This window comes from Mycobacterium sp. (assembly GCF_049281135.1).
GTDB lineage: Bacteria > Actinomycetota > Actinomycetes > Mycobacteriales > Mycobacteriaceae > Mycobacterium.
This window is the reverse complement of record NZ_JBAPRN010000323.1, coordinates 1-2164: the sequence shown is the minus strand read 5'-3', so window position 1 is coordinate 2164 and position 2164 is coordinate 1. Positions and strand designations below refer to the sequence as shown.

1 protein-coding gene and 1 pseudogene are annotated in these 2164 nt (G+C 66.1%); one reads left to right on the top strand and one right to left on the bottom strand.

Translation table 11 applies throughout. The features are described 5' to 3' along the window. The first annotated feature begins 120 nt into the window (after positions 1-120). Entirely contained in the window at positions 121-1881 is a 1761-nt protein-coding gene (locus WAN02_RS13180; protein WP_422264632.1) for an N-acyl-D-amino-acid deacylase family protein, read from the top strand. A gap of 174 nt (positions 1882-2055) precedes the next feature. Here the strand turns inward: WAN02_RS13180 and WAN02_RS13175 are convergent. Beyond that, positions 2056-2164: pseudogene (locus tag WAN02_RS13175) on the bottom strand (TetR family transcriptional regulator); the annotation flags it as partial.

Here is a 2164-nt window from a genome sequence, read left to right as displayed (position 1 = left end):
GCGCCGTAGATCGGGCGCCGCGTGGGTCGTCATGGAAGTACTCCCGAAGCCTCTGTAACGGTGTTACATTCCTTTGGCTGGTCACTGTAGCCCGGCGGCAGCGCAGACAAGGGAGTAATCGTGTTCGACCTCAAAATCACCGGCGGAACCGTCGTCGACGGAACCGGCGCGGACCGATTCGATGCCGACATCGCCGTCAAAGACGGCAAGATCGTCGAGATCCGGCGCCGTGGGGCGGGCAGTGCGCCGCTGGAAGGCGATGCCGCCGAGACGATCGACGCAACCGGAAAGATCGTCGCGCCCGGCTTTGTCGACATTCACACGCACTACGACGGTCAGGTGAGCTGGGATGCGCTGCTGGAGCCGTCGAGTGACCACGGCGTGACGACGGTTGTCACCGGTAACTGCGGGGTCGGGTTCGCGCCGGTACGGCCCGGGCAAGAGGATTGGCTGATCGGCCTGATGGAAGGCGTCGAGGACATCCCCGGCACGGCGCTCACCGAGGGCATCTCCTGGGGTTGGGAGAGCTACCCCGAATATCTCGACGTCATTGGCCGGGGAGAATTCGCCGTCGACGTCGGCAGCCAGGTGGCGCACGGCGCAATCCGCGCATATGCGATGGGTGAGCGTGGCGCCCGCAACGAGCCGGCCTCACCCGAAGACATCGCGGCGATGGCGCGCCTCGTGCAGGAGGCCATCGAAGCCGGTGCGCTGGGCTTCTCGACGTCGCGCACGCTGGGCCACCGTGCTATCGACGGTGAACCCGTACCGGGCACCTATGCCGCCGAAGACGAGCTGTTCGGGCTTGGCCGGGCCATGGCGGCCGGCGGCCAGGCGGTGTTCGAGTTGGCTCCGCAGGGCGTTGCGGGTGAGGACATCATCGCCCCCAAGAAAGAGCTGGAGTGGATGCAGCGGTTGGGCGCCGAGATCGACCGGCCGATTTCCTTCGGCATGATCCAGGTCGATGCCGCCCCGGACCTGTGGCGCGAACAGCTGGACATTTCAGCGGCCGCGCATGCCGCGGGCAGTCGGTTGTATCCCCAGATCGCCGCGCGTCCGTTCGGCATGCTGTTCGGCTTCGACGGGCATCACGCGTTCACTCACCGCCCGACCTTCCGGCGGCTGAAAGCCGAATGCAGCCGCGAGGAGCTCGCTCAGCGGCTGGCCGATCCCGCCGTCAAGGCCGCGATTCTTTCCGAGGAGGATCTGCCGCCGGATCCAACTCTGTTGTTCGACAACATGTTTGCGCTCGCGCAATATGCGCTGGGCCGCACCTACGCGATGGGCGATCCGCCTGACTATGAGCCGACCGACGAGCGCACCGTGGAGAAGATCGCCGCCGAACGCGGCGAAGACCCACTGTCGACGCTTTACGACCTGATGCTCGAGCACGACGCGACATCGATGCTCATGCTGCCGTTCTACAACTACGCCTACGGCAACCACGACGCGATCCGCGAGATGCTGACTCATCCGGCCGGCGTGGTGGGACTGTCTGATGGCGGCGCGCACTGCGGCATGATCTGCGACGCATCGTTCCCGACGTTCCTGCTGACGCACTGGGCGCGCGATCGGCACCGAGGTGAAACGCTGCCGCTTGAGTACGTCGTCCGCAAGCAGTCCTACGACACGGCGCAACTCTTCGGGCTGTCCGACCGCGGGGTCGTCGAAATCGGGAAGCGGGCCGACGTCAACGTGATCGACATGAATGCGATCACGTTGCACCGGCCTCAGATGGCGTACGACCTGCCGGCCGGTGGCAAGAGGCTGATTCAGGGCGCCTCGGGCTACGACGCCACGATCGTCAATGGCGTGGTAACCCGCCGCCACGGGCTCGACACCGGCGCGCGTCCCGGCCGGTTGGTCCGCGGGGCGCGCTGAGCAACCCTGGCAAAATCACATCAGTCACTCGGCTACCGAGGGCTTGGGGCGTTCGTTGTGCCCACCTCCGAGCGACAAATTTGCGGGCGTCTGAGATTGTCGCTCGAAGGCGGGCACATCATCCATCGGCTCCAAGCGGGGATTGGCGACAGCGGCTTTTTGTCGGGTCGAGGCTCAGCGGGCGAGGGCTTGGTCGATCAAGGCCTCGGCCGCGGCCTTGGCCCATGCCCACGGCGCTGGGTCGTCGAGCGAGGTTGCCAGTGCGGCCGCACCTTCGTACAGC